The organism is Achromobacter sp. JUb104 (genome assembly GCF_024806975.1).
Taxonomy (GTDB): domain Bacteria; phylum Pseudomonadota; class Gammaproteobacteria; order Burkholderiales; family Burkholderiaceae_B; genus Achromobacter; species Achromobacter spanius.
In genome coordinates this window covers 2,079,358-2,099,564 of record NZ_JANUEY010000001.1, presented here as the reverse complement: position 1 = coordinate 2,099,564, position 20,207 = coordinate 2,079,358, and the positions used below count along the sequence as shown (strand labels likewise).

The following is a 20,207-nucleotide window of genomic DNA, read 5'->3' as shown; positions in this document are numbered from 1 at the left end:
TTCTCCCGTATTTCTGATTTTCGCCGGCCTTCCGCGCAGCCCCACACCCATGGCAACCAGTTCGACCCAGGCGGTTCCCGATACTCGCGACATACCCGAACACGTCGCCATCATCATGGATGGCAACGGGCGATGGGCTACGCGGCGGCTGCTGCCTCGCACTGCCGGCCATGCTAAGGGCGTGCAGGCCGTGCGCCGCGTGGTCGAGGCCTGTGGGCGCGCCGGGGTGCGCTACCTGACGTTGTTCGCCTTCAGTTCCGAAAACTGGCGCCGGCCCGCCGAAGAGGTCTCGCTGTTGATGCGCCTGTTCGTGCAGGCGCTGGAGCGCGAGATCGGCAAGCTGGACGAGCAGGGCGTGCGCTTGCATGTCATTGGCGACCTGAGCGCGTTCGAACCCCGCCTGCAAGAGCTGATCATGGCCGCGCAGGCACGTACCGCGCACAACGACCGCCTGCATCTGACGGTTGCCGCCAACTACGGCGGACGCTGGGACATTCTTCAGGCCACCCGCGCGATGCTGGCAGCCGAACCCGAGCTTGCGTCCCACCCCGAGCAAGTCAATGAAGAGCGCCTGGCTCGGCATCTGTCGATGTCGTGGGCGCCCGAGCCCGATCTGTTCATCCGCACCGGCGGTGAGCAGCGCATTTCCAATTTCCTGATCTGGCAGATGGCTTACGCGGAGTTCTACTTCACGGACCGCTATTGGCCGGATTTTGGCGCCGCCGAGCTGCAAGCGGCTTTTGACTGGTATCGCACCCGCGAACGCCGCTTCGGCCGCACCAGCGCGCAAGTCAACGAAAGCGGCGCGCAGTAAGCAGACGGCGACAAGCGCGTCTTTCCAGAGCAGCACACGAGGAGACCGTCATATGTTGGGCCAGCGTATCGTTACCGCCGTCATTCTGTTGGCCATTCTGGCCGCCGCGATGATCAGCGCCAACCCCTGGTGGTTTGTCGCCTTGCTGGCCTTGGCCGCCGCCTGCGCCAACTGGGAATGGCTGCGCCTGACGCTGCCCCAGCCTCCGTCCCCCTTGATTTCCATCGGCGTCGCCGTGCTGCTGTTCGCCGGCATGCTGGCGCTTGCCTCGGCCTGGCTTGCCGGTGGCGGCGTGGGTTGGCGCGATCCGGCCTGGGTGCTGCGCTATGTGGTGCCCGCCGTCGCCGCCGTCTGGCTGTTCGGCGGCGTTACCGCCGTGATTCGCGGCCGTTCCGATGCGCCGCCCGCCAGCCTGGGCTGGTCCGTCTTTTCCGTACCCGCCGCCTTTGCCGCCTGGGCCGTGCTGGCGCAGATGTTCGTCGCGCGCGGCGCGGGCTTTGTGGTGTCGCTGCTGGCGCTGGTCTGGGTGGCTGATATTGCCGCGTATTTCGCCGGCCGCGCCTTCGGTAAGCGTAAGCTCGCCCCTAGGGTCAGTCCGGGCAAGACCATCGAAGGCGCCATTGCCGGAGTGCTGGGCGCGGTGGTCTGGATCGGGCTGTCCAGCCTGTGGGCCGGCTCGTTCGGCCACGCGCTGGTGGAACGCTGGAGCTTCTGGCTGGCCCTGCCCATTGCCGCGTTGCTGGGCGTGGTGTCCATCGTGGGCGACCTGTTCGAATCGCTGCTCAAGCGCCGCGCGGGTCGCAAGGATTCCAGCACGCTGCTGCCCGGCCACGGTGGGGTGTATGACCGAATCGACGCGATTCTTCCCGTCGCGCCGTTTGCGCTAATTTTGTCTGGAGTGCTGTTTTGACGGTTTTTCAACGCGTCGTCGTGCTCGGGTCGACCGGATCGATCGGTGAAAGCACGCTGGATGTGATTGCCCGCCACCCCGAACGCCTGGGGGTTTACGCGCTGTCCGCCCACAGCCGGATGGAGCGTCTGGCTGAGCAGGCCCTGGCCAGCCGCGCCGCCGTCGTGGTGGTGCCGGATGCGGCCGCCCGCAAGCGATTCATTGCCGCCTGGACGGGCGCGCAGCCCATGCCCGACATCCGTGTGGGCGCGCAGGCGCTGGCCGATACGGCGGCGGACCCGCAGTGCGATTCGGTCATGGCGGCCATCGTGGGCGCCGCTGGCTTGCCCGCCGCGCTTGCCGCCGCGCGTAGCGGCAAGCGCGTGTTGCTGGCCAACAAGGAAGCGCTGGTCGCCGCGGGCTCGCTCTTCATGCGGGCCGTGCGCGACAACGGCGCGGAACTGCTTCCCATCGATAGCGAACACAATGCCATTTTCCAGTGTCTGCCTCACGGCGGGCGGGCCCAGGCGCCTGACGCGCCCGCGCCGGGCGTACGCCGCCTGTTGCTGACGGCCTCCGGCGGCCCGTTCCGCGGGCGCGATCTCGAAGACCTGCACGATGTGACCCCCGCTCAAGCCTGCGCCCACCCGAACTGGAGCATGGGCCGCAAGATCTCGGTGGACTCGGCGACCATGCTCAACAAGGGGCTGGAAGTGATCGAGGCGCATTGGCTGTTCGCCATGCCCGCCGACCGAATCGAAGTAGTGGTGCACCCGCAAAGCGTCGTGCATTCCATGGTTGAGTACGACGATGGCTCCGTGCTGGCGCAGTTGGGCCAGCCCGACATGCGTACCCCCATTGCCTATGGGCTGGGCTTTCCTGAACGTCTGGAAAGCGGCGTCGGGCCGTTGGATCTGACCCGCCTGGGTCGCCTGGATTTCGAAAAGCCCGATCTGGCTCGGTTTCCTTGTCTGGCCTTGTCCTTTGACGCCTTGCGGGCCGGGCAGGGCGCCTGCGTGGCGCTCAACGCCGCCAATGAAGTCGCCGTTGCGGCGTTTTTGGACGGCCGTCTTCCCTACACCTGGATCGCGCGCGTGATCGAAGCCACCCTGGAGTGGCAGGCGGGGCAAGCATCTGTTACGCTCAACAGCCTTGACGAAGTGCTGGCGCTGGACGCTGATGCGCGCACCTTCGCAGGTAACCTTGGGCTGGCCTGACGGCTGGCCCCGCTTGCTTCTGATTCCCTAGATCCCGATCCCCATGCTTTTCACCCTGCTGGCCTTTGCCGTAGCGCTTGGCTCACTGATCACCTTCCATGAGCTGGGACACTATTGGGTGGCCCGCCTGTGCGGCGTGAAAGTGCTGCGCTTCTCGTTGGGGTTCGGCAAGGTCATTCTGCGCCGCACGGACAAGCATGGCACGGAATGGGCCGTGTCCGCCTTGCCGCTGGGCGGCTACGTCAAGATGCAAGACGAAGCGCCCGCCGGCGCCACGCCGGCCGAGGCCGCCAGCGCATTCAACAACAAGCCGGTTGGCCAGCGCATCGCCATCGTCGCGGCCGGCCCGCTATTCAACCTGATCCTTGCGGTCTTCCTGTATGCCGGGCTGAACATGGCCGGTACGGACGAACCGCAGGCCATCATCGCCCAACCCACCGCTGAATCGCCTGCCGCGCAGGCCGGCCTGCTGGCTGGCGACCGCATCCTTGCCATTGATGGCCAGGAAGTCGCGTCGTGGTCGGATGCGCGCTGGCGCCTGATGGACGTTCTGTCCACCGGTGGCCGCGCGCTGGTTGAAGTCAGCACCCCGTCGGGCTCGGTCCAGCAACGTGAACTGAACTTGCCGCCCAACGCCATGGACCCTTCCGCCGGCGACCCGCTTGCCGCGGCCGGTATCCGCCTGGCTCAGCCCAAGCCTGGCGTGCGCGCCGTCAACGACGGCGGCGAAGGCCAGGCAGCCGGCCTGCGCACCGGTGACACCATCGTCGCCATCAACGGCCAACCCACGCCGGAAACGGGCTCGGTCATCAAGCAGATCCAGCAAAGCGCCGGCCAGACGCTGACGCTGACCTTGCTGCGCGATGGCGCCAATATTTCGCTGAATGTCACGCCGCGCCCCGAAGTGGTGAACGGCCAGGAAATCGGCCGGCTGGGCGTCCAGTTGGGCGGCGACGTGCCCATGGTGACCGTGCGCTATGGCTTGTTCGAAAGCGTGTGGCTGGGTGCGGTGCGCACCTGGGACACGGCCTGGTTTTCGCTGCGCATGATGGGCCGCATGGTCACGGGCGATGTCTCGTGGCGCAATGTCAGCGGTCCGGTCACCATCGCGGACTATGCCGGCCAGACCGCCAGAATCGGCATTGTTGCGTATATCGCCTATATTGCGTTGATCAGTATCAGCTTGGGTGTATTAAATTTGCTTCCCATTCCTATGCTTGATGGCGGCCATCTGCTGTACTATCTCGTCGAAATTGTGCGGGGTAGCCCGCCGCCAGCGAGGTGGATCGATATTGGACAGCGCGCCGGCATAGGTTTATTGGCAGGCCTTATGGGGCTTGCGCTGTTTAACGATTTCACGCGTTTATTCACCTAATCGCGATTTAGCATAAAATCCCCCGCCATTTGCACGACCGAGGATAGTCAAGGATGTCTTTTCGCCGGATGTTTCATCACAAAAAGGGTGTACTGCCGGGTCTCATCGCCGCATTAATGCTGCCGGCCATGGCCCAAGCCTTCGACCCTTTTGTCGTGCGGGATATCCGCGTAGAAGGGATTCAACGGACTGACGCCGGCACCGTCTTCGGTTATCTCCCCGTGAAAGTGGGCGAGAAATTCACCGAAGAAGAAGCGACCGAGGCCATCCGCCGCCTGTACGGCACGGGCTTTTTCACCGACGTCCAGATCCAGACGGACAACAACGTGGTTGTGGTCGTGGTGCAGGAACGGCCGACCATCGCCTCCGTCAATTTCAACGGCATGCGCGAATTCGACTCCAAGGCGATCACCACTTCGCTGGGGCAGGTCGGTTTTGCCGAAGGCCGCATTTTCGACCGCTCCATGCTTGAGCGCGCGGAATACGAACTGAAGCAGCAATACCTGTCCAAGGGCAAGTACGGCGTTGAAGTCACGTCCACCGTGACGCCGCTGCCGCGCAACCGCGTTGGCGTGAGCTTCGACGTGTTCGAAGGCGATGTCGCCCGCATCCAGGAAATCCGCTTCGTCGGCAACAAGGCTTTTTCGGAAAGCGATCTGCTCGACGAATTCAAGCTGACCACGCCGGGCTGGCTGACCTGGTACACCGATACCGACAAGTATTCCCGCGAAAAGCTCGAAGGCGATCTGGAACGCCTGCGCTCGTTCTACCTGGACCAGGGTTACCTGGAGTTCTCGGTCGAGCCCCCGCAGGTCACGATTTCACCCGACCGCAAAGATATCCGCATCACGATTACCGTTCACGAAGGCGAGCCCTACAAGGTGCGCAGCGTGAAGCTGGCCGGCAACCTGCTGGGCCTGGACAAGGAAATCAACGCGCTGGTGCAGGTCAAGCCGGACGAGACCTTCTCGGCCGCCAAGGCCAACGACTCCGCCAAGGCCATTACCGATTACCTGGGTGAACTGGGCTACGCGTTTGCCAACGTCAACCCGAACCCGCAACTGGATCGCGCCAAGCACGAAGCCGACCTGACGTTCTACGTCGACCCGAGCCGCCGTGTTTATGTGCGCCGCATCCAGATCGGCGGCAACACCCGCACGCGCGACGAAGTCGTGCGCCGCGAAATGCGCCAGCAGGAAGCCGCCTGGTACGACGCGAAAGACATCAAGACCTCGCGCGACCGTGTCGACCGCCTGGGCTACTTCAGCGACGTCAACGTCAAGACCGATCCGGTTCCGGGCTCGCCCGACCAGGTCGACGTAAACGTCGACGTGAAAGAAAAGCCTACCGGCATGATCAACCTGGGTGTGGGCTACGGCTCGTCTGAAAAGGCGATTCTGTCGGCCGGTATCAGCGAAGACAACGTATTCGGCAGCGGCACCAACCTGACGCTGCAGTTGAACACCAGCAAGACGAACCGCGCGATCGTGCTGTCGCACACCGATCCGTACTGGACCAAGGACGGCATCAGCCGCACCACGTCCGCGTACTACCGCGTGACCGAGCCCTGGAACAACAACGACGGTGACTACCGCGTCAAGGCCATCGGCCTGGGCATGAACTTCGGTATTCCGATTTCCGAGTACGACCGGATCTTCCTGGGCGCGAACTTCGAGCACAACCAGATCGACCTGTTCACGAATTCGCCGCAGGCCTACAAGGACTTCGTGGGGCAGTACGGCGATTCGACCAACTCGGTCATCTTCAGCACCGGCTGGTCCAAGGACACCCGAGACAGCGCCCTGGCGCCCACGAGCGGTTCGTACACGCGCCTGAAGGCCGACGTGTCCACGGTGGACCTGCAATACACCATGCTGACGGGTCAGCAGCAGTACTTCGTGCCCTTGGGCGGTTCCTACACGCTGGCCTTGAACGGCATGGTGGATTGGGGCCGCAGCTACGGCAGCAAGGACTACCCGGTCATCAAGAACGTCTATGCCGGCGGTATCGGCACCGTTCGCGGCTACGAAGGGTCGTCGCTGGGTCCGCGCGATACGCTCACGGGCGACTATCTGGGCGGCACGCGCCGTATCGTGGCCAATGCCCAGTTGTATCTGCCGTTCCCGGGCGCCAGCAAGGACCGTACGCTGCGCTGGTTCATCTTCAGCGACGCGGGCCAGGTTGCTGCCGGCAGTGGTCTGAGCTGCACCCGCGGCCGCGACAATACCGAGGTCGAAGATCCTTGCGGCTGGCGTTTCTCGGCCGGTATCGGCCTGTCGTGGCAGTCGCCGATGGGGCCGTTGCAGTTGTCTTACGCCCGTCCACTTAACTCCAAGCAGGGCGACGACAAGCAAAGCTTCCAGTTCCAGATCGGTACCGGATTCTAAGCGCGCCGTTACGCTTGAAAACAAGGGAGGGGCCCCATGGGCCGGCTCCCTTGCTGTTTAGTGGCACAATACACACTTTGGCTTTGCCTTACGGAAGGTGAGATTTTCATGATGTCTGATTTCGCACTTAAATCATCGAATACGCCGCGCGCCAAGCGCCGTGGCAAGCTGGGCGGCTCCATTGCCCTGGTGGGTGCGCTCATTCTCGGTTCGGCTGCTGCGATTCCCGCGCAGGCTCAAAACACCAAGATCGGCTTCGTCAACACTGAACGGATTCTGCGTGAATCGGGTCCGGCCAAGACGGCGCAAAGCAAGATCGAAGCCGAATTCAAGAAGCGCGACGACGAACTCCAGCGCCTGAACAACAGCCTGCGTTCGCAAGCCGAGAAGTTCGACAAGGACGCGCCGGTTCTGTCGGAGTCGGATCGTGTGAAGCGCCAGCGCGAACTGTCCAACCTGGATACCGACCTGCAACGCAAGCGTCGTGAATTCCAGGAAGACTTCAATCGCCGTCGCAATGAAGAATTCTCGGGCATCGTCACGAAGGCCAACGAGGCCATCAAGCGCATCGCCGAGCAAGAAAGCTACGACCTGATCATCCAGGACGCCGTGACGGTCAACCCGCGCATCGACATCACCGACAAGGTGATTCAGAGCCTGGGCAAGTAAGCAGTACCCGTCGCACCATGCCGGTTTTACTGGATCTTGCTCGCGCGCCGACCCTTGAAGCACTGTTGAGCGCCGCCAATACCCAGGGTATGGACTGGCGCATCAGCGCGCCTCCCGGCGTAGAACCCTTCAAGGTCCGCGGTATCGGGACCTTGTCTTCGGCTGGTAGCCAGGAAATTACTTTCCTGGCCAACCCGCGCTACCAAAGTCAACTGGGGTCCACGCAGGCGGGGGCGGTCATCGTCTCGGCAGACGTGGCCGAAGCGCTGGAAGCCGAGGGGGCCGTTCGGCCTCCCTTTGCGCTGGTGGTCTGCAAACATCCCTATCTGCTGTACGCCCGCGTGGCGCAATGGTTCGACGCCGCGCGTCGGCCGGCGCTGCCGGGGTCTACGCATCCTTCCGCCGTTGTGGCGCCTGATGCCGTCCTCGAAGAGGGTGTGCGTATTGGCCCCAATTGCGTGGTGGAAGCGGGTGCGCGCATCGGTCGCGACACCATTCTTGGGCCAGGCTGCGTTGTTGGGGTGGGTTCGTCCATTGGCGCGGGCAGCCGCCTGCACGCACACGTCACCCTTTACGAAGGCGTGAAAGTGGGCGAACGGGCAATCATCCACAGCGGCGCCGTGCTGGGCGCGGACGGTTTTGGCTTTGCGCCGGACCCGACGCTGGGGCAGGGCGCTTGGGGCAAGATTCCCCAGTTGGGTGGCGTGTCCGTGGGTAACGATGTCGAAATCGGGGCCAACACCACCATCGACCGGGGAGCCCTGGACGACACCGTGGTGTCCGATGGCGTCAAGCTGGACAACCAGATCATGGTGGCGCACAACGTGCGCATCGGCGCGCACACCGCGGTAGCGGCATGCGTCGGCATCGCAGGGTCCACGACCATCGGCGAACGCTGCACCATCGGCGGCGCCGCGATGCTATCCGGCCATTTGACCTTGGGCGACGACGTGCACATTTCAGGTGGCACGGCGGTCACCTCCAGCATTAACAAGCCAGGCCGCTATACGGGCGTGTTCCCGTATGCCGAGCATGGAGAATGGCAGCGCAACGCCGCCGTGATACAACAGTTGGCGCAACTGCGCCGCCGCGTGCGCACGCTGGAAAAAGATTAAGGGGCGCGATTGCCGCCTCGGCGTGCACGCGCCAAAATAATTTCATCTCGCAGGAAAGCATAGAAAAATGGAACTCGACATCAAGGGGATCATGGAGAGGCTGCCGCATCGTTATCCGATGCTGCTGATTGATCGTGTCGTTGAAATGGTGCCCGGCAAGTCTATCGTCGCCATCAAGAATGTCTCGATCAATGAACCGTTTTTCAACGGCCACTTTCCCCACCATCCGGTGATGCCGGGCGTGCTCATCGTGGAAGCCATGGCCCAAGCCTCGGCGCTGTTCTCGTTTACCGACGAAAACGGCGGGCTCAAGTGCGATAGCTCCAAGACCGCCTACTACCTGGTCGGCGTCGATGGCGCGCGCTTCCGCCGCCCCGTGGTGCCTGGCGATCAACTGCGCATTGAAGTCGAAGCCGAACGCCTGAGCCGCAGCATCTGTAAGTACGCTGCGCGTGCAACGGTTGATGGACAAGAAGTGGCGTCCGCCAAACTGATGTGCGCGATTCGTAGCCTGGAAGAGTAAATGGCAGGAAACATCCACCCTACCGCGGTCGTTGACCCGGCGGCAAAAATCGACCCGAGCGCCGTGATCGGCCCGTTCGCCGTGGTGGGGCCAGACGTCACCATCGGCGCCGGGACCGAAATTGGTCCGTACTGCATGATTGATGGTGTGACCACCATCGGGCGCGACAACCGCTTTTATCGCTACTGCTCGATCGGCGGCATGCCGCAAGACAAGAAGTATGCGGGCGAAAAAACGCGCTTGACGATCGGTGACCGCAATACCGTGCGCGAATTTGTCACGCTGAACACGGGCACCGTGCAGGATGGCGGTGAGACGACGCTGGGCAGTGACAACTGGATCATGGCATACGTGCACGTTGCACACGATTGCCACGTGGGCAGCCACACGATCCTGGCCAACTCGGTGCAGTTGGGCGGACACGTGCATGTGGGCGATTGGGCCATCATCGGTGGCCTGACCGGCGTGCACCAGTTCGCGCGCGTGGGTGCCCACACGATGACCGGCGGCAACAGCTCGCTGATGCAGGATTCGCCGCCGTTCGTGCTGGCAGCGGGCAATCCGTGCCGGCCGGTGGGCGTCAACGTCGAAGGCCTGAAGCGTCGCGGGTTCACGCCGGTGATGATTTCGGCACTGCGCGAAGCCTACAAGATCATCTATCGCCGGGGTTTGCCGCTGGACGCCGCGCGTGCCGAATTGCACAAGCGCCAACAAGAAATTCCCGAAGCGGCCGAGCACCTGCAAACGATGCTTGATTTTCTGGAAGTCGCGTCGCGCGGCATCATTCGTCCATGAACACGCGGATCGGCATGGTGGCCGGCGAGCCTTCGGGCGACTTGCTGGCCGGTCGTATCATTGCCGGTCTGCAAGCGCGTGACGCTGGCGTGCGCTGCGAAGGCATAGGCGGGCCGCAGATGCAGGCGCGCGAATTCGATACCTGGCATCCCATGCATGCGCTGACCGTGTTCGGCTACGTCGATGCACTGAAGCGCCTGCCCAGCTTGCTGTCCACTTATCGCGACGTCAAACGACGCTGGCTGGCCGAGCCGCCCAAGGTGTTCGTGGGCATCGACGCGCCTGATTTCAATTTACGGCTGGAGCATCAACTGCGTCTGGCCGGTACGCCCACGGTGCATTTCGTGGGGCCGTCCATCTGGGCGTGGCGCTACGAGCGCATCCACAAGATCCGCGAGTCGGTGTCGCACATGCTGGTGCTGTTCCCGTTCGAGGAAGAGATCTACCGGAAGGAAAACATTCCGGTGACCTATGTGGGCCATCCGCTTGCCGGCGCCATTCCCATGCAGCCGGACCGCGCCGCCGCGCGCGCCAGCCTGGGCATCGATCCGAACGCGCGCGTGCTGGCGATCCTGCCGGGTAGCCGGTCATCCGAGATCCGCCTGCTGGCGCCGCGCTTTCTTCAAGCGGCGCAATTGCTGCTGAAAAAAGATCCTGCCTTGCAATGCGTCGTGCCCATGGTCAACGACCAGCGGCGCGCCGAATTCCAGGCGATTCTGGCCGAGCACCCGGTGCCCGGCTTGCGCTGCATTACCGCTGATGATCTGCACGGCGCTGGCGGCGATCGCAAGGCGCCGGTGGCGTGGTCCGTCATGGAAGCGGCCAATGCCGTGTTGGTGGCCAGCGGCACCGCCACGCTGGAAACGGCGCTGTACAAGCGGCCCATGGTGATTTCCTACGTGTTGTCGCCGTGGATGCGCCGCATCATGACGTGGAAGTCGGGGCAGCAACGGCCGTATCTGCCTTGGGTGGGCCTGCCCAACGTGCTGCTGCGCGACTTCGCCGTGCCCGAATTGCTGCAAGACGACGCCACGCCCAAAAAGCTGGCCGAGGCGACGTGGGCGTCGTTGACCGACGATGCGTTGATTGCCCGTGTTGAGGCCCGCTTTACCGCCATGCACCAGGAATTGCTGCGCGATACGCCGGCCCTGGCTGCCCAGGCGATCCTGGAGGTGGCGGGTGGAGCAGCCTGACCTGTTCGCGGCCCCGGTGCAGCCCGCCATGGTGACGGCCGGCGTTGACGAGGCGGGCCGTGGCCCCTTGGCGGGCGCCGTCTATGCGGCGGCGGTGATCCTGAATCCCGCGCGCCCCATCGACGGGCTGGCGGATTCCAAGGTGCTCAAGGCGGCCACCCGCGAAGCCCTGGCGCTTGAAATCCAGGAATACGCCTTGGCCTGGTGCGTTGCCAGCGCCAGCGTAGAAGAGATCGACACCCTGAATATTCTGCGCGCCACCATGCTGGCGATGCAGCGGGCAGTGCAGGGGCTGTCCATACCGGCGCAGCTTGCGCTGGTGGATGGCAACCAGGCGCCCAAGCTGGGCTGCACGGTGCAGACCGTCATCAAGGGCGATGCGCTGGTGCCCGCCATTTCGGCGGCGTCCATCCTGGCCAAGACGGCGCGCGACGCCGATCTGCTGCGCCTGCATAGCCTGTATCCCCAATATGCGTTCGACCAGCACAAGGGCTACGGCACCGCGCTGCACCTGCAGATGCTGCGTGAACATGGCCCCTGCGCCGAACATCGGCGCAGTTTCGCGCCCATCAAGGCATTCGGCCTGGTGTCATGAAGCACATCAGTTCTCGGGAGAACCCAGCCGTCAAGGCCCTGGCCAAGCTGGCCGGTACGGCAGGCAAGCGCGGCGCGCCCGTTCTGCTTGATGGCGTGCACCTGTGCCAAGCCTGGTTGCAGCACCATGGTGCGCCCGATCAAGCAATTTTCGACGTTGATCGCCTGTCCCAGCCCGACATCGCCGCGCTTGCGGCTGCCGTGCCCGAGTCGCGCTGCCTGGCCCTGGACGCCCGGCTGATGCAGTCCTTGGCCAGTGTGGAAAGCGGGCAGGGCGTGGCGTTTCTGGTGACGCCGCCCATTCTGGACATGCCGGCCACCGTGGAAGAAAACTGTGTGCTGTTCGATCGTATCCAGGACCCCGGCAACGTCGGCACCTTGTTGCGCACCTGTGCGGCCGCCGGTGTGAAGCGCGTGTTCCTGGCAACCGGCACGGCCGCCGCCTGGTCGCCGAAAGTCTTGCGCAGCGGGCAGGGCGCCCATTTTTCGCTGTCTATTCACGAGCACGTTGATCTGACCGATCTGCTTGCGCAGTTGCGGGTGCCCTTGGTGGCCACGGCCCTGGACGGCGCGCAAAACCTGTATTCAGGAAGCCTGCCGCAACGGTGCGCATGGGTCTTCGGGCATGAAGGCCAAGGCGTGGCGCCAGCACTGCTGGCCGCGGCCAGCCTTAAAGTCTGCATCCCGCATGACATGGATGCCGTGGAGTCGCTGAATGTTGGCGCGGCCGCCGCGGTGTGCCTGTTCGAGCAACGTCGTCAGGCGTTGGCCGCCCCAGGCCGTTGACAAGGCGCGCTGACCAGGCGCCATCACGCACCGCCGTTACGGAAACTGTCGCGAGGCGGCATGTTTTGTAAAAGTCTGTCGTACTCATATACTTCACGCTTTGCAAATCCGAGGTGGCTATGGCGTCATCGCTGTTTCATAGATTTCATGCGCGCTTTGTGCGCGGGGCGCAAGGCTTGCTGCTGGCGTCTTGCGTCGTCGCGCTGGCGGGATGCATGTCGGTCAGCACGCAGAAGATCGGCATGGTTCCCGTGGCGGCGGCAGACCCCGTCTACACGATTCAACTGTCCAGGATGGTCATTGCGTCGTTGCCGAACGAAAGCAGCGTAACGCTGCGGTCGGGCTCGCAATGGCGCCGTGTGGGCGCCTTGCCGCAGGGCGACGTCTACCGCGCCCAGGACGGCTTGTTCACGATTCAAACCCGGCGTCAGGGCGAGGCCTATCTGGTTGCCTCGTCCGGCCGACTGCTCGGTTTTTACTTGCCGGGCGAAAGCGCATACCTGCCGCTTACCCGTCCTGTGACTTTGCCCGTGGAGATGCGTCAATGAAATCGTGGTTCAAGGGCTTGGCGGCAGCCGCCATCGTGACCGTGCTGGCGGGTTGCGCCGGGGGCAAGTACGAAGCGCTGCAAGGCAGCATCCCGCCTATTGCGCAGGGTAATGGCCGCATCTATTTCTATCAGCCGCAGCCGACCAATCTGGCAGCCGCGCAGCAAAAGATGCGCGTCAATGGCGAAGTGGTCGGGCGCAACAAGCCGGGCGCCTTTTTCTTTGTTGACCGGCCTGCCGGCAGCTACGTCGTCACCAACCTGTACTGGACCGGCGACGGCGTGAGCTTCATGCTGGACCCCGGCCAGACGCGCTATATCCGGGTCATGGCCGAGGTGTATGGCGCCACGGGAGCCGTGGGCAATTTGTCGATGCACTTGGTTGATCCGCCCGAATTGGCGGAAAACGAAATGCGCGGCCTGCACTATTGGGGGGCCGCCAGCCCCGAGCGAGTGCCAGGCCTGTAAGGCGATGAGCGGGCAACCCGCTCACCCGTTCAGCCTCGATCCAGCCCCACTTCCTGCAGCACTGTCGTAGCGATCTCCTCGATCGACTTGGTGGTGCTGGACAGCCACGAAATGCCTTCGCGGCGCATCATGCGTTCAGCTTCCGCCACTTCGTAACGGCACTGCTCAAGTTGCGAATAGCGGCTGTTGGGGCGGCGTTCGTTGCGGACTTCGGCCAGGCGTTCGGGCTGGATGGACAGGCCAAACAGCTTGCCGCGATGCGGCGCGATGGTCGAGGGCAGGGTGCCGCGCTCGAAGTCATCGGGCGTCAGCGGGAAATTGGCCGCCTTGATGGCGTATTGCATGGCCAGGTACAGGCTGGTGGGCGTCTTGCCACAGCGGGACACGCCCACCAGAATGACGTCGGCCTGGTCCAGTTGATTGACGAACTGGCCGTCGTCATGCGCCAGGCTGAAGTTGATGGCGTCGATGCGGTTGCGGTATTTTTCCGAATTGGCCTGCATGTGCGAGCGGCCGATGGAATGGCTGGACTTCAAGCCCAGCGCCTGTTCAATATGGCTGACGAAGGTACCGAACAGGTCCATGAAAATGCCGTTCGCCTGGCGAACACGCGCCAGGATCTCGGGGTTGACCAAGGTGCTGAACACAATGGGCGGCACCCCGGCTTCAAGCGCGCTGCGGTCGATGCGCATGGCGACCTCGGCCGCCTTCTCAAGTGTGTCGACAAAAGGCAGTCGGATAGGCTTGAATTCCACCTCTTCGAACTGCGACAGCACCGACTGGCTGAAGGTCTCGGCGGTGATGCCGGTACTGTCGGAAACGATGTATACCGTGCGTGCGATCGGGGTAGATGTCATGTGTAAAAAATTCCAACCAGTCAGATAGCCGAGGGTACTCCACCGAGTACAATCAGGCCCCTATAAGTCACCCCAAGGGCGGTCCAAGGCCAGTTTGGTCAGCGTGTGAAAAAGCGGAAATTTCCGCCGATTCGTGCTTTGACCTAACTCGCTTTCATTCCATTGTAAAAGGTGACTTCAATGTCGTATGTTGTTTTGTTCGAGCAGCTCCGCATGACGGACGTGGACTCGGTAGGAGGCAAGAACGCATCACTAGGCGAAATGATCAGCCAGCTGTCTGGCGCGGGTGTCCGCGTACCGGGCGGCTTTGCCACGACCGCCGACGCCTTCCGCGATTTCCTGAAGGCCTCGGGCCTGGATCAGCGCATTGCTGAACGCCTGACGACGCTGAACCCCGAAGACGTGCGCGAGCTGGCCAACGCCGGCGCGCAGATCCGCCAATGGATCGTCGAAGCGCCGTTCTCGGCTGAATTCGAAGCACAAATCCGTGCAGCCTTTGCCAAGCTCGACGCTGACGGCAAGGGCTCGTTTGCCGTGCGCTCGTCCGCCACGGCGGAAGACCTGCCCGACGCGTCCTTCGCCGGCCAGCAGGAAACCTTCCTGAACGTCGTGGGCATCGACGACGTGCTGGACAAGATCCGCCACGTGTTCGCGTCGCTGTACAACGACCGCGCCATCTCCTATCGCGTGCACAAGGGCTACGCCCACGCTGATGTGGCCCTTTCGGCCGGCATCCAGCGCATGGTGCGTTCCGACAAGGGCAGCGCCGGCGTCATGTTCACCATCGACACCGAATCCGGCTTTGAAGACGTCGTGTTCATCACGTCGTCGTACGGCCTGGGCGAAACCGTGGTGCAAGGCGCGGTCAACCCCGACGAGTTCTACGTCTTCAAGCCCACGCTGGCCCAAGGCAAGTTCCCCATCGTTGGCCGCCGCATCGGCTCCAAGCTGATCAAGATGGAATTCGACCCCGAGCGTCCGGAAGGCCGCGCCGTGCGTACCGTGGACGTGCCCGTGTCCGAGCGCAACCGCTATTCGCTGACCGACGACGAGGTCAATGAACTGGCCCGCTACGCCGTCATCATCGAACAGCACTACAAGCGCCCGATGGACATCGAATGGGGCCGTGATGGTGTCGACGGCAAGATCTACATCCTGCAAGCGCGCCCGGAAACGGTGAAGTCGCAGCAGGGCGTGAACGATGTGCAGCAACGCTACCGTCTGAAGGCTACCGGCCAGGTCCTGATCACCGGCCGCGCAATCGGCCAGAAGATCGGCGCCGGCCCCGTCCGCGTCGTGGGCGACATCTCCGACATGGACAAGGTCCAGCCGGGCGACGTGCTGGTCACCGACATGACGGATCCCAACTGGGAACCCGTGATGAAGCGTGCCGCGGCCATCGTGACGAACCGTGGCGGGCGTACCTGCCACGCCGCGATCATCGCGCGCGAACTGGGCATTCCGGCGGTGGTGGGTTGCGGTAACGCCACCGACCTGCTGAAGGAAGGCCAGGCCGTGACCGTGTCTTGCGCGGAAGGCGACGAAGGCCGCATCTATGACGGCCTGATCGAAACCGAAGTGGAAGAAGTGCGCCGTGGCGAAATGCCCGCCATCGATCTGAAGATCATGATGAACGTGGGCAACCCGCAACTGGCGTTCGACTTCGCGCAGATTCCGAACGGCGGCGTCGGTCTGGCGCGCCTGGAATTCATCATCAACAACAACATCGGCATCCACCCGAAGGCAGTCCTGGACTACCCGAACGTGGACGGCGAACTGAAGAAGGCCGTGGAATCGGCCGCCCGTGGGCACGCCAGCCCGCGTGCGTTCTTCGTCGAGAAGATGGCGGAAGGCGTGGCGACGATTGCCGCCGCGTTCTACCCCAAGCCGGTCATCGTGCGCATGTCGGACTTCAAGTCCAACGAATACCGCAAGCTGGTGGGCGGTTCGCGCTACGAGCCCGAGGAAGAGAACCCCATGCTGGGCTTCCGTGGCGCATCGCGCTACATCGCCGAGGACTTCGCCGAGTGCTTCCGCATGGAATGCGAAGCGCTGAAGAAGGTCCGCGACGACATGGGCCTGACCAACGTTGAAATCATGGTGCCGTTCGTGCGCACGCTGGGTCAGGCCGAAAAGGTTGTGAACCTGCTGGCCAAGCACGGCCTGGCTCGCGGTGAAAACGGCCTGAAGCTGATCATGATGTGCGAAGTGCCGTCCAACGCCATCCTGGCCGACGAATTCCTGCAATTCTTCGACGGCTTCTCGATCGGTTCCAACGACATGACCCAGCTCACCCTGGGCCTGGACCGCGATTCCGGCATGGAGCTCTTGGCCGCCGACTTCGACGAACGCGACGAAGCCGTGAAGTTCATGCTGCGCCGCGCGATCAAGGCTTGCCTTGCCGCCAACAAGTACGTGGGTATCTGCGGCCAAGGCCCCAGCGACCATCCGGACTTCGCGCAATGGTTGAAGGACGAGGGCATCCTGTCGATGTCGCTCAACCCGGATACCGTTGTCGACACCTGGCAGCGCCTGGCCAAGCAATAAGCGGCTGGCGGTTCCAACAAAAAACCCCGCGTCCGATCAGGACGCGGGGTTTTTGCTTGTGGGCGCGAAGAACGGGCGCGAAGAGCGGGCGTGTACTAGGCCGCTTTCAATTCACGCGCGATCAATTCGCGCTTGCGGTCGATGCCCCAGCGGTAACCCGCCATCGACCCGTCGGTGCGCACCACGCGGTGGCACGGAATGGCCAGGGCGATGTTGTTGGTGGCGCAGGCGCGGGCCACCGCGCGTACGGCGCGGGGCGCGCCGATGCGTTCGGCCACCTGCGTGTACGTGGCCGTCGTGCCCACCGGAATGTCGCGCAGCGCTTCCCACACACGGCGCTGAAAGGCGGTGCCGCGCACGTCCAGCGGCAGGTCCAGCCCGCGCGACGGGTCTTCGACGAAGCTCACCACGGCGGCCACCCAGGTTTCGAATTCAGCGTCCGCGCCGATCAGGCGAGCGGCCTTGAAGCGGTCTTGCAGGTTGCGAACCAATTGTTCGGGGTCGGCGTCCAGCGATATGTCGCAGATGCCCGTGCCCGTGGCCGCCACCAACAGCGCGCCCAGCGAACATTGCGCCACGGCGAAACGGATGTCGATGCCCGCGCCGTTCTTTCGAAAGGCGGTGGGGGTCATGCCCAGGATGGCGGGGGCGGCTTCGTAGAACCGTCCGCTGGAGTTGAAGCCGGCGTCGTACATGGCGTCGGTGACGCTGGCGCTGCTTTCCAGTTGTTGGCGCGCCCGGGCGGCGCGCAGCGCGTTGGCGTAGGCCTTGGGCGTAATCCCCGTGGCCGCCTTGAAGACGCGGTGAAAGTGAAAGCGGCTCATGCCGGCCTGTTCGGCCAGCGTGGTCAGGTCGGGCGGCTGCTCGGCCTCCAGGGCGCGGCAGGCGCGTTCGACCACGCTGGCGTGTTGCTTGCTTAACAAGGCGGCGGTGGCTTGCTGTGTGCTCGAGGGGGCTGCGGCGGGGCTCATCGATGACTCCTGACATGCGCGTAATGGATTGCGCTTTAGGTTCATGGTCTCAGGTGCCGTCCAGCCCCGCACTCCGGATGTTGCGCGCGGCCGTTCAGGCGGGCGCGTAGGCGTCCAGGAAACGGCGCAGCAGCCCGCCCGCCACGGGGGTCGCGCGCACGTTTGCCGTCAAGTCGGGCATGTCCAGGTTTTCGGCGGCGTAACGGCGACTGTAGCGGTCCAGGTGGGCGCGCACAAAATCAGGGCCGAATTCGGGATGGAACTGGGTGGAAAAGACGTTGCGGCCGATGCGGATCATCTGGTGCTCGTCCAGGTCCGAGCGAGCCAGCACGGCCGAGCCGGGGGGCGGTTGCAGCACGGTCTGGGCATGCAGCATTTGCGCGGGGAAGGTGCGGGGCAGGCCCGCCAGCAGCTTGTCGCCGGAGGCGGTGGGCAGCAGTTCGACGGTTTGCGTGCCGACTTCGCGGCCCGCCGGGTTGTAGCCCACCTTGCCGCCCAGCGCATACGCCAGCAACTGGTGGCCGTAGCACACGCCGAACATGGGTAGTTCAGCGGCAGCGGCGTCACGCAGCCAGGCGGCGGTGTCTTCGCTCCAGGGTTCCTTGTCCGTGACCATGGCGGGCGAACCCGTGATCAGCGCGGCGCGGTAGTGGGCGGGGGGCTGGGGCCGCTGGCCCTCGTGTACGGAGACGATTTCGACGGCGTCGGCGGCCAGTCCGGCCGCTTCTTTCAATTGTTCGGCATAGCCGCCGAACTGGCTTTTAAGCATGTCTTCCGGATCGCCGGTGTGCAGGATCAAGACGGGCAGGGCAGGGGATATTGCAGCGGTCATGGATAGGTGTGCTTGGAATAGGCCGACGCGGGCAATCCGGGTGGGATCGGCGCGTCAGGGCACATCATAATCCAGCGCAAACTTTCTTGATGGCGGCTGCCTTACCGTTGCGTCCCGGAAATACGTACAATCCGCACACGACTCATCCTTTCGGGCGGCATTACAACTATGTGGATCTGGCTGGGACTGGCCGCGCTGGCCCTTATTGGGGAATTGGCGACGGGTACTTTCTATCTGCTGCTGGTGGCCTTGGGCCTGGCAGCCGCCGGGGCCGCCGCCTGGTTCGGCAGTGGCCTGGAATGGCAATTGGTGGCGTGCGGCGTGGTGTTGCTGCTGGGCTTGCTGGTGTTGCGCAAGACGCGCGTGCTGAAAAAGCGCGAAGTCAATTCCGCGCGCAACGCCGACGTGAATCTGGATATCGGCCAGACGGTTTCGGTGGAGTCCTGGTCCGAACACGGCACCACCCGCGTCTGGTATCGCGGCGCCCATTGGCAGGCCGAACTGGCGCCGGGGCAAACGCCCGCCGCCGGCGAATACATCATTACCGAACTGCGCGGCTCGACCCTGGTGCTGACGCCCCTGGGCGCGCCGGGTACGGCTAGGTAGAACCGGATCGCGCCATGCGCGGTCCGCAAGGCGTTCCAGGTCACCGGCCGGAGCGCCATCGCATTTACTCCAGAAGAGGTTCCAAATCATGATCGATACATCCACTATCGTCCTGCTCGTTGTTGTCGCGCTGGCGGTCCTGATCGTCATCAAGTCGATTGCCATCGTGCCCCAACAGCATGCTTGGGTGGTCGAGCGCCTGGGTAAGTTCGACCGCGTCCTGTCGCCCGGCGCGGGCTTTGTCATCCCCTTCATCGAGCGCGTGTCCTACAAGCATTCGCTGAAGGAAATTCCGCTGGACGTGCCCAGCCAGGTTTGCATCACGCGCGACAACACGCAATTGCAGGTGGATGGCGTGCTGTACTTCCAGGTGACCGACCCGATGCGCGCGTCGTACGGTTCGTCGAACTACATCTCGGCCATCACGCAGTTGGCGCAAACCACCTTGCGTTCGGTCATCGGCAAGATGGAACTGGACCGCACCTTTGAAGAGCGCGATTCCATCAACAGCAACATCGTGTCGTCGCTGGACGAGGCCGCGCTGAACTGGGGCGTGAAGGTGCTGCGCTACGAGATCAAGGACTTGACGCCGCCCAACGAGATCCTGCGTTCGATGCAGGCGCAAATTACCGCCGAACGTGAAAAGCGCGCGCTGATCGCGGCCTCGGAAGGCCGCCGCCAGGAACAGATCAACATCGCCACCGGCGAACGCGAAGCCGCCATTGCCCGCTCGGAAGGCGAGAAGCAGGCGCAGATCAACCAGGCGCAAGGTGAAGCCGCCGCGGTGCTGGCCATTGCCGAAGCCACCGCCAAGGCGATTACGCAGGTGGCCGACGCGGTGCGTCAGCCGGGCGGCATGGAAGCCGTCAACCTGAAGGTGGCCGAGCGCTACGTCGAAGCGTTCGCCAATGTGGCCAAGGAAGGCAACACGCTGATCCTGCCGGCCAATATGTCGGACGTGGGCGGCATGATCGCCTCGGCCATGACCATCGTGAAAGCCACGCGCAACACCTGACCCCGCG

The 20,207-nt window shown here is 63.7% G+C and carries 20 protein-coding genes; 17 read left to right on the top strand and 3 right to left on the bottom strand.

Annotation, left to right across the window (positions count from 1 at the left end; all coding sequences use genetic code 11):
* Positions 1–49: 49 nt before the first annotated feature.
* From uppS to M2361_RS09415, 14 genes are all read left to right on the top strand, one after another.
* Positions 50–814, top strand: coding sequence for a polyprenyl diphosphate synthase (gene uppS, locus M2361_RS09480; protein WP_259248403.1), 765 nt, complete (start codon positions 50–52; stop codon positions 812–814).
* A 52-nt stretch (positions 815–866) separates the two neighbouring features.
* Positions 867–1,724, top strand: a complete 858-nt coding sequence (locus M2361_RS09475; protein ID WP_259248395.1) for a phosphatidate cytidylyltransferase — start codon at positions 867–869, stop codon at positions 1,722–1,724.
* Positions 1,721–2,920: a 1-deoxy-D-xylulose-5-phosphate reductoisomerase gene (locus tag M2361_RS09470; RefSeq protein ID WP_259248394.1), complete on the top strand. Its 1,200-nt coding sequence runs from the start codon at positions 1,721–1,723 to the stop codon at positions 2,918–2,920. Before M2361_RS09475 ends, M2361_RS09470 begins: the two co-directional genes overlap by 4 nt.
* A gap of 43 nt (positions 2,921–2,963) precedes the next feature.
* The gene (gene rseP, locus M2361_RS09465) at positions 2,964–4,295 is read left to right on the top strand and encodes an RIP metalloprotease RseP (RefSeq protein ID WP_259248388.1); all 1,332 of its coding nucleotides are present in this window, start codon (positions 2,964–2,966) and stop codon (positions 4,293–4,295) included.
* A gap of 53 nt (positions 4,296–4,348) precedes the next feature.
* A complete protein-coding gene (bamA, locus tag M2361_RS09460; RefSeq protein ID WP_259248383.1) occupies positions 4,349–6,682 on the top strand; it encodes an outer membrane protein assembly factor BamA in 2,334 nt (777 codons plus the stop codon).
* Positions 6,683–6,790: 108 nt separating this feature from the next.
* On the top strand, positions 6,791–7,351 hold the full coding sequence (locus tag M2361_RS09455) for an OmpH family outer membrane protein (RefSeq protein ID WP_046807180.1): 561 nt from the start codon (positions 6,791–6,793) through the stop codon (positions 7,349–7,351).
* Between the two features lie 17 nt (positions 7,352–7,368).
* The gene (lpxD, locus tag M2361_RS09450; RefSeq protein ID WP_259248375.1) at positions 7,369–8,466 is read left to right on the top strand and encodes a UDP-3-O-(3-hydroxymyristoyl)glucosamine N-acyltransferase; all 1,098 of its coding nucleotides are present in this window, start codon (positions 7,369–7,371) and stop codon (positions 8,464–8,466) included.
* A 67-nt stretch (positions 8,467–8,533) separates the two neighbouring features.
* On the top strand, positions 8,534–8,989 hold the full coding sequence (fabZ, locus tag M2361_RS09445) for a 3-hydroxyacyl-ACP dehydratase FabZ (protein ID WP_006219108.1): 456 nt from the start codon (positions 8,534–8,536) through the stop codon (positions 8,987–8,989).
* Complete coding sequence (gene lpxA, locus M2361_RS09440; protein WP_259248356.1) at positions 8,990–9,784, top strand: acyl-ACP--UDP-N-acetylglucosamine O-acyltransferase; 795 nt, start codon at positions 8,990–8,992, stop codon at positions 9,782–9,784. It abuts the gene before it with no gap.
* Positions 9,781–10,977: a lipid-A-disaccharide synthase gene (gene lpxB / locus M2361_RS09435; RefSeq protein WP_259248346.1), complete on the top strand. Its 1,197-nt coding sequence runs from the start codon at positions 9,781–9,783 to the stop codon at positions 10,975–10,977. The genes lpxA and lpxB overlap by 4 nt, the downstream gene beginning before the upstream one ends.
* Complete coding sequence (rnhB, locus tag M2361_RS09430; protein WP_404976316.1) at positions 10,964–11,572, top strand: ribonuclease HII; 609 nt, start codon at positions 10,964–10,966, stop codon at positions 11,570–11,572. Before lpxB ends, rnhB begins: the two co-directional genes overlap by 14 nt.
* Positions 11,569–12,357, top strand: a complete 789-nt coding sequence (locus tag M2361_RS09425; RefSeq protein ID WP_259248344.1) for an RNA methyltransferase — start codon at positions 11,569–11,571, stop codon at positions 12,355–12,357. Before rnhB ends, M2361_RS09425 begins: the two co-directional genes overlap by 4 nt.
* 119 nt (positions 12,358–12,476) lie before the next feature.
* On the top strand, positions 12,477–12,905 hold the full coding sequence (locus tag M2361_RS09420) for a hypothetical protein (RefSeq protein ID WP_259248342.1): 429 nt from the start codon (positions 12,477–12,479) through the stop codon (positions 12,903–12,905).
* On the top strand, positions 12,902–13,372 hold the full coding sequence (locus tag M2361_RS09415) for a DUF2846 domain-containing protein (RefSeq protein ID WP_259248340.1): 471 nt from the start codon (positions 12,902–12,904) through the stop codon (positions 13,370–13,372). Before M2361_RS09420 ends, M2361_RS09415 begins: the two co-directional genes overlap by 4 nt.
* A gap of 29 nt (positions 13,373–13,401) precedes the next feature.
* On the opposite strand, the gene M2361_RS09410 is transcribed toward M2361_RS09415, so the two are convergent.
* The gene (locus tag M2361_RS09410; RefSeq protein ID WP_100855487.1) at positions 13,402–14,229 is read right to left on the bottom strand and encodes a pyruvate, water dikinase regulatory protein; all 828 of its coding nucleotides are present in this window, start codon (positions 14,227–14,229) and stop codon (positions 13,402–13,404) included.
* 180 nt (positions 14,230–14,409) lie between these two features.
* On the opposite strand from M2361_RS09410, the gene ppsA reads away from it, so the two are divergent.
* Complete coding sequence (ppsA, locus tag M2361_RS09405) at positions 14,410–16,776, top strand: phosphoenolpyruvate synthase (protein WP_050446543.1); 2,367 nt, start codon at positions 14,410–14,412, stop codon at positions 16,774–16,776.
* A 95-nt stretch (positions 16,777–16,871) separates the two neighbouring features.
* Here ppsA and M2361_RS09400 read toward each other — a convergent pair whose 3' ends face one another.
* Positions 16,872–17,747 carry a bifunctional transcriptional activator/DNA repair enzyme AdaA gene (locus M2361_RS09400; protein ID WP_259248330.1) on the bottom strand — a complete coding sequence of 292 codons (876 nt, stop codon included), beginning with the start codon at positions 17,745–17,747 and terminating at the stop codon, positions 16,872–16,874.
* Positions 17,748–17,841: 94 nt separating this feature from the next.
* Positions 17,842–18,579 (bottom strand): glutamine amidotransferase, encoded by a 738-nt coding sequence (locus M2361_RS09395; RefSeq protein ID WP_100855490.1) that lies wholly within the window; start codon positions 18,577–18,579, stop codon positions 17,842–17,844.
* A gap of 168 nt (positions 18,580–18,747) precedes the next feature.
* Here M2361_RS09395 and M2361_RS09390 point away from each other — a divergent pair, with 168 nt between their 5' ends.
* Together M2361_RS09390 and M2361_RS09385 are read left to right on the top strand one after the other, a co-directional pair.
* Positions 18,748–19,185, top strand: coding sequence for an NfeD family protein (locus M2361_RS09390; RefSeq protein ID WP_259248329.1), 438 nt, complete (start codon positions 18,748–18,750; stop codon positions 19,183–19,185).
* A gap of 88 nt (positions 19,186–19,273) precedes the next feature.
* The gene (locus M2361_RS09385) at positions 19,274–20,200 is read left to right on the top strand and encodes an SPFH domain-containing protein (RefSeq protein WP_100855492.1); all 927 of its coding nucleotides are present in this window, start codon (positions 19,274–19,276) and stop codon (positions 20,198–20,200) included.
* Positions 20,201–20,207: the final 7 nt, after the last annotated feature.

Bases quoted from the DNA above. Each gene is read 5' to 3' on its own strand.
- rseP (WP_259248388.1), top strand. From the start codon at position 2,964: ATGCTTTTCACCCTGCTGGCCTTTGCCGTAGCGCTTGGCTCACTGATC.
- M2361_RS09415 (WP_259248340.1), top strand. From the start codon at position 12,902: ATGAAATCGTGGTTCAAGGGCTTGGCGGCAGCCGCCATCGTGACCGTG.
- M2361_RS09455 (WP_046807180.1), top strand. From the start codon at position 6,791: ATGATGTCTGATTTCGCACTTAAATCATCGAATACGCCGCGCGCCAAG.
- M2361_RS09400 (WP_259248330.1), bottom strand. From the start codon at position 17,747: ATGAGCCCCGCCGCAGCCCCCTCGAGCACACAGCAAGCCACCGCCGCC.
- M2361_RS09425 (WP_259248344.1), top strand. From the start codon at position 11,569: ATGAAGCACATCAGTTCTCGGGAGAACCCAGCCGTCAAGGCCCTGGCC.
- lpxD (WP_259248375.1), top strand. From the start codon at position 7,369: ATGCCGGTTTTACTGGATCTTGCTCGCGCGCCGACCCTTGAAGCACTG.
- M2361_RS09475 (WP_259248395.1), top strand. From the start codon at position 867: ATGTTGGGCCAGCGTATCGTTACCGCCGTCATTCTGTTGGCCATTCTG.
- lpxA (WP_259248356.1), top strand. From the start codon at position 8,990: ATGGCAGGAAACATCCACCCTACCGCGGTCGTTGACCCGGCGGCAAAA.
- M2361_RS09385 (WP_100855492.1), top strand. From the start codon at position 19,274: ATGATCGATACATCCACTATCGTCCTGCTCGTTGTTGTCGCGCTGGCG.
- M2361_RS09420 (WP_259248342.1), top strand. From the start codon at position 12,477: ATGGCGTCATCGCTGTTTCATAGATTTCATGCGCGCTTTGTGCGCGGG.
- M2361_RS09390 (WP_259248329.1), top strand. From the start codon at position 18,748: ATGTGGATCTGGCTGGGACTGGCCGCGCTGGCCCTTATTGGGGAATTG.
- ppsA (WP_050446543.1), top strand. From the start codon at position 14,410: ATGTCGTATGTTGTTTTGTTCGAGCAGCTCCGCATGACGGACGTGGAC.
- uppS (WP_259248403.1), top strand. From the start codon at position 50: ATGGCAACCAGTTCGACCCAGGCGGTTCCCGATACTCGCGACATACCC.
- M2361_RS09410 (WP_100855487.1), bottom strand. From the start codon at position 14,229: ATGACATCTACCCCGATCGCACGCACGGTATACATCGTTTCCGACAGT.
- fabZ (WP_006219108.1), top strand. From the start codon at position 8,534: ATGGAACTCGACATCAAGGGGATCATGGAGAGGCTGCCGCATCGTTAT.
- lpxB (WP_259248346.1), top strand. From the start codon at position 9,781: ATGAACACGCGGATCGGCATGGTGGCCGGCGAGCCTTCGGGCGACTTG.
- bamA (WP_259248383.1), top strand. From the start codon at position 4,349: ATGTCTTTTCGCCGGATGTTTCATCACAAAAAGGGTGTACTGCCGGGT.
- M2361_RS09395 (WP_100855490.1), bottom strand. From the start codon at position 18,579: ATGACCGCTGCAATATCCCCTGCCCTGCCCGTCTTGATCCTGCACACC.